The following is a 5155-nucleotide window of genomic DNA, read 5'->3' on the forward strand; positions in this document are numbered from 1 at the left end:
GATGCTCGCCGGTCTTCGCGACCTGGTCCGCGTGTGAGCGAGAGGCGGGCGCTGCGCCGGCGCACCCTGCGCTCCGTCGTCGTGGCCGCGTCGACGTGGGCTGCGGCGGGCGGCGCCGTCTCCGTGCCCGATCCGCGTCCCCTCGCCCTCGCCCTCGTCGTGGCCACGCTCGTCTCGTTCGTCGTGCTCCTGTGCCGACGCGGCGTCGCTCTCGTCGTCCTCACGGTGGCCCTGGCATTCGGCGCCGCCGCTGCGTGGGGTGTCGCGGCGACGGTGCCCACGCGCGCCCTCGTCGACGAGGTCCGGCTGGACGGCGGGCGTCAGCTGACCGTCAGCGTCACCGTGACGGGACGCGTCGATGTGCGTCCCGACGGCACCGCTTGGTTCGACGCGATCGCCGAGGCCGTGACGGCGGGTCCGCTGCGCGTCAGCGGAGCCATCCCGGCACGCGTGGCCGTCGCCGTGGACGCCCGCAGTGCCCTGCAGGCGGTCGGACTCGGCAGCACCGTGACCGTCACCGGCCGCGCATCGCCCAGCGATCCGACGGAGCGCGCGGTCCTCCTCGTCCGTGCCGAGACAGTGGATGCCACGACCCCACCGCCCGGCGTCTGGGGCGCGCTCGAGGACGTACGCCGCGCGTTGGTGCATTCCGCCGTGGGCCTGCCGCAGCCCGGCGCGGGGCTCGTCCCCGGTCTCGCGGTGGGCGACACGAGCATGCTCGACAGCACGACCGAAACGGCGATGAACGCCTCGTCGCTGTCGCATCTGACCGCGGTCTCGGGCGCGAACTGCGCGATCGTCGTCGGTGCCGCCTTCGCGGTGCTCGCGCTGTGCGGCGCCCCGCGCGCCGTACGCATCGGTGGCGCCACCGTCGTCCTCGCCGCCTTCGTCGCCCTCGTCACGCCCGAGCCCAGTGTCATCCGCGCCGCGGCCATGGCCCTGGTCGCCCTGTTCGCGCTTTCGCTGGGACGACCCGCCGTGGGTATGGCGGTGCTGTCCCTCGCGGTGACCGTGCTGCTCGTGGTCGATCCGTGGCTGTCGCTGTCGATCGGATTCGCGCTCTCGGCCGCTGCCACGGCTGCCCTGCTCGTGCTCGCTCGTCCCCTCGCGACCGGACTGAGCCGATGGATGCCGCGCGCCCTGGGCCTGGCGATCGGCGTCCCGCTGTCGGCGCAGCTGGTGTGCGGACCGCTCATCGTCCTCATCGACCCGCACGTGCCCCTGTTGGGCGTGGCGGCCAACATGCTCGCCGATCCCGCCGCGGCCCCCGCGACAATCGCCGGAGCGCTGGCGTGCATCGCCCCCTTCCCGTGGCTGCGCGACGGACTCACCGCCCTGGCGTGGGTGCCCGCCACCTGGATCGCCGCGGTCGCCCACGTCACCGCGGGCATCGCGGCGCAGAACGTGCCCTGGCCGGACGGTGCGCTCGGCGCCGCCCTGCTCGCGGCCGTGAGCGCGGCGGTCGCGGTGGCCGTCATCGCGCCGGCGCGGTGGCGACGGACGACGGCGGGAGCGGGCCTGATCGTCGGCCTGGTCACGGGTCTCATCGCCGGACAGACGGCCGTGCGCACGGTCGCGGGGCCTCTGACCGTACCCGCGGACTGGCAGGTGGCGATGTGCGACGTGGGCCAGGGCGACGCGACTCTCTGGCGATCGCGGGGCGCGGTGGCGCTCGTCGACACCGGGCCCGAGCCCGAGGCGCTCCGCGCCTGCCTGGCGCGCTTCGGCGTCGAGCGCCTCGACCTCGTCGTACTGACGCACTTCGACCTGGACCACGTCGGCGGATCGGCCGCGGTCGTCGGACGCGCGGACACTGTTCTGCACGGCCCGATCGCCGAGGCCGCCGACCAGCGACTGCTCGGCGACCTCTCCCGCGGAGGGGCGAGGCTCGTCACCGCGGAGATCGGAATGACGGGAACCGTCGGCGCGACGCGCTGGCAAACGCTCGGTCCGCTGCCCCGCACCGAACCGGGGAACGACGCCAGCGTCGCCCTCGACGTCGCCGGTGCCGGTTTTCCCCGGACGGTGCTGCTCGGCGACCTCGGAGAAGAACCGCAGGCGCAGCTGCAACGCCTGATCGACGTGCCGCGCGTGGACATCGTGAAGGTGTCGCACCACGGCAGCGCCGATCAGGATCCGGCACTCTATCGACGGCTCCACCCCGCCGTCGGGCTCATCGGCGTCGGAGCCGACAACCGCTACGGGCACCCGACCGCCTCGATTCTCGCCACACTGACGTCCCTCGGCACCGCGATCGGGCGTACGGACCGAGAGGGTGCCCTCGCCGTGTGGGTCGAGGATGACGGCGGCGTCCGTTTCTGGCGCGAGCGGCCGCCGACCCCGGACGAGGTCCCGGCATCCCCTCCTCCCTCCGGCACCCCGCGGCGGCGATCGCTTCGGTGTCCGAGGCCCTCGGTAGGCTGGGGGAGTGACTCCGGCCCCTCGACGCACAGCCCCCGCGAAGGCGAAGTCGGCGATCCCGCAGGTGTCATGGCGGGCCCCGCAGCCCGCGCCGATCGTTCTCGTCTCGGGCCCCGAAGAGGTGTGCGCCGAGCGGGCGATCGCCGGCATCCGGTCCCTGCTCAAGAGCGAAGACCCCAGCCTCGAGGTCACCGATATCCGGGCCGACGACTACGCGGCCGGCACCCTGCTCGCCGTGACCTCGCCCTCGCTCTTCGGCGAACCTCGCCTGGTGCGGGTGAGCGGCGTCGAGAAGTGCAGCGACACCTTCCTCACCGAGGCCGTCTCGTACCTCTCGCAGACGCAAGAGGGAGCGACCGTCGTGCTGCGCCACACCGGGGCGAGCGTCCGCGGCAAGAAGCTGCTCGACGGCATCCGCGCGGGTCAGGGGAGCGGCATCGAGATCGCCTGCCCCGCCGTCAAGCGCGACTCCGATCGCTTCGACTTCGCCGCCGGCGAGTTCAAGGCCGCGAACGAGCGCATCGCCCCCGTCGCCCTGCGCTCACTCGTCTCGGCCTTCGCCGACGACCTCACCGAGCTCGCCGCCGCCTGTCAGCAGCTCATCGCCGACGTTCCCGGCGACATCGACGAACGCATCGTCGAGCGTTACTACGGCGGCCGCGTCGAGACCTCGGCGTTCACCGTCGCCGACACGGCGATCGCCGGTCAATACGGCCCCGCACTGCTCGCGCTCCGGCACGCCCTGGCATCCGGAGCGGACCCCGTCCCCCTCGTCGCCGCCGTCGCGATGAAGCTGCGCACCATGGCCCGCGTCGCCGGCTCGCGCGAGTCGTCGTCGATGCTGGCGTCACGCCTGGGCATGAAGGATTGGCAGGTCGACCGCGCCCGGCGCGACCTCGTCGGCTGGACCGGCAACACCCTCGGCATGGCCATCCACGCCACCGCCCGCGCCGATGCCGAAGTCAAGGGAGCATCGAGGGATGCCGTCTTCGCCCTCGAGCGCATGATCACCGTGATCGCCACCCGTGCGCCCTACGGCGACTGAGACCGACGCCGTCAGCCCCGACCGTTCACCCCGACACGCGCCTCCAGCGCGTCGAAGAGCCTGCGCCGCCACGCGAGCGAGGACCACTCGTGATCGGCGCCGTCGACCAGCGTGATCGAGCCACCCGACAGCATCTCGGCGTATCGCTCGCCGTACGTCGGTGGCACCACCTCGTCCGCCGCCCCGTGGAACACGTCGACCGGCCCGGAATAGCCCCGAGCAGGGCCGTACACGTCGAGGTCGTTGCGGACATCGCCCACGATGGCCGGTCCCACCGGCATCCCCCCGAGATCGACGTACCCCTGGGCGCGCATCGTCTCGAGCGGTTCGCCCATCACACGGTCGTGGACCGTCATGTCGTCGACGATCACGCCGGCGGGGGACCACAGGGTCACAGACGCCACGCGATCCTCCTCCTGCGCCGCCGCCAGGATCGATTCGACGCCGCCCAGGCTGTGCCCGACGACATGCACCCGCCCTTCTGCGGCAATCTCGCGGATCATCGCCCGCACCTGCTCGACCTCGTCGCGCACCGTGATGTCGAAGAAGTCACCGTCGCTGACCCCCTGGCCGAGCCGGTCGAACGAGCTCGCGACCGCTCCGCGCGCCGCGAGGCGTCGGGCCGCCTGCACGAACAGTTGCCGCGGTCCCGCGGACGTGCTGCTGAAACCGTGGACGAACAGCACCCGGGGAGCACCGGATGCGGCCGACTCCGCCTGCCACCTCCACCCGCGCAGCGTCATTCCGCGGTGAGTCACCGAGTCGGCGGTGACGCGCGGCGGGACGGTGACGCGAACGGCGTCGAGATCGGGGGAGGGAGTCGAGGGGATGTCCTTGTTCGGCATCCTCCGATCCTCCTCGCCCGCTGGGCGCGGGACATCCACCCCCGGTCGAGTGCGCGCGACCTCTAAAATCTCCGCGCCCCACCGTCCCCATCGTGCCGTCTCTGCCCCCAGACCTCGGCCCGCCACCCGGCATCCGCGTGCACAACGGAGGGAATCCCGGCCGACACGCCGCTCCAGGGCACTCGAAGCCCGGCGTGTCGCCCCGGCCTCCGCCGTTGTGAACCACGGCACACCCGGCAGCACCACGAGACACTGACGTCACCGTGGCGCACACGGCGGCACACCCCCATCCCGCCCCGTCCACGAACGACGAAGCCCGCCCCGCAAAGCGGGACGGGCTGTCGAAGATGCTGCGGCTCAGAGAGCGTTGACCTGCTTCGCGATGGCCGACTTGCGGTTCGCGGCCTGGTTCTGGTGGATGACACCCTTGCTCACGGCCTTGTCGAGCTTCTTGCCGGCGAGGACGAGCGCCTTCTCAGCGGCTTCCTTGTCACCGGCCAGAACGGCCTCGCGGGTGCGACGCACGTGCGTCTTCAGCTCGCTCTTGACGGCCTTGTTGCGCTCGCGCGCCTTCTCGTTGGTCTTGTTGCGCTTGATCTGCGACTTGATGTTCGCCACGTCGACGGTCTTTCGTTTGAGTGAGTGTTGGAAGTGCCGGGCGAGCGGTAGAGGGGCGCTGCACCGGCGGTCGTGGAGGTCGGGAAAAACCCCACACGCAAGCCAAGGGCCGAGTCTAACAGGTCGACGCCTCGACGGTGGTGAGCGCCACCTCCAGCAGCGCGTCGAACACCCGAGGCCGCATGGCCGTGACCAGGTGCGTGGTGCGGGGTACGACGATCAGCTC

Annotated in this window: 3 protein-coding genes and 2 pseudogenes; 2 read left to right on the forward strand and 3 right to left on the reverse strand. The window is 72.1% G+C overall.

What is annotated here, in order from left to right; translation table 11 throughout:
* Positions 1–741: 741 nt before the first annotated feature.
* Together QZ433_RS08055 and holA are read left to right on the forward strand one after the other, a co-directional pair.
* Positions 742–1782 (forward strand): annotated as a pseudogene (locus QZ433_RS08055) (ComEC/Rec2 family competence protein); the annotation flags it as partial.
* A gap of 646 nt (positions 1783–2428) precedes the next feature.
* Positions 2429–3466, forward strand: a complete 1038-nt coding sequence (gene holA, locus QZ433_RS08060) for a DNA polymerase III subunit delta (protein WP_295781697.1) — start codon at positions 2429–2431, stop codon at positions 3464–3466.
* Between the two features lie 11 nt (positions 3467–3477).
* Here the strand turns inward: holA and QZ433_RS08065 are convergent, their stop codons facing one another.
* From QZ433_RS08065 to QZ433_RS08075, 3 genes and pseudogenes are all read right to left on the reverse strand, one after another.
* The gene (locus tag QZ433_RS08065) at positions 3478–4311 is read right to left on the reverse strand and encodes an alpha/beta hydrolase (protein WP_295781700.1); all 834 of its coding nucleotides are present in this window, start codon (positions 4309–4311) and stop codon (positions 3478–3480) included.
* 357 nt (positions 4312–4668) lie between these two features.
* Positions 4669–4929 carry a 30S ribosomal protein S20 gene (gene rpsT, locus QZ433_RS08070; RefSeq protein WP_136585549.1) on the reverse strand — a complete coding sequence of 87 codons (261 nt, stop codon included), beginning with the start codon at positions 4927–4929 and terminating at the stop codon, positions 4669–4671.
* Between the two features lie 115 nt (positions 4930–5044).
* Positions 5045–5155: pseudogene (locus tag QZ433_RS08075) on the reverse strand (alpha/beta hydrolase); the annotation flags it as partial.

The sequence above is a fragment of the uncultured Microbacterium sp. genome (assembly GCF_913776565.1).
Lineage (GTDB): Bacteria > Actinomycetota > Actinomycetes > Actinomycetales > Microbacteriaceae > Microbacterium.

Excerpts from the sequence above, each read along its gene's own strand:
- QZ433_RS08065 (WP_295781700.1), bottom strand. The coding sequence starts at position 4,311 with ATGCCGAACAAGGACATCCCCTCGACTCCCTCCCCCGATCTCGACGCC.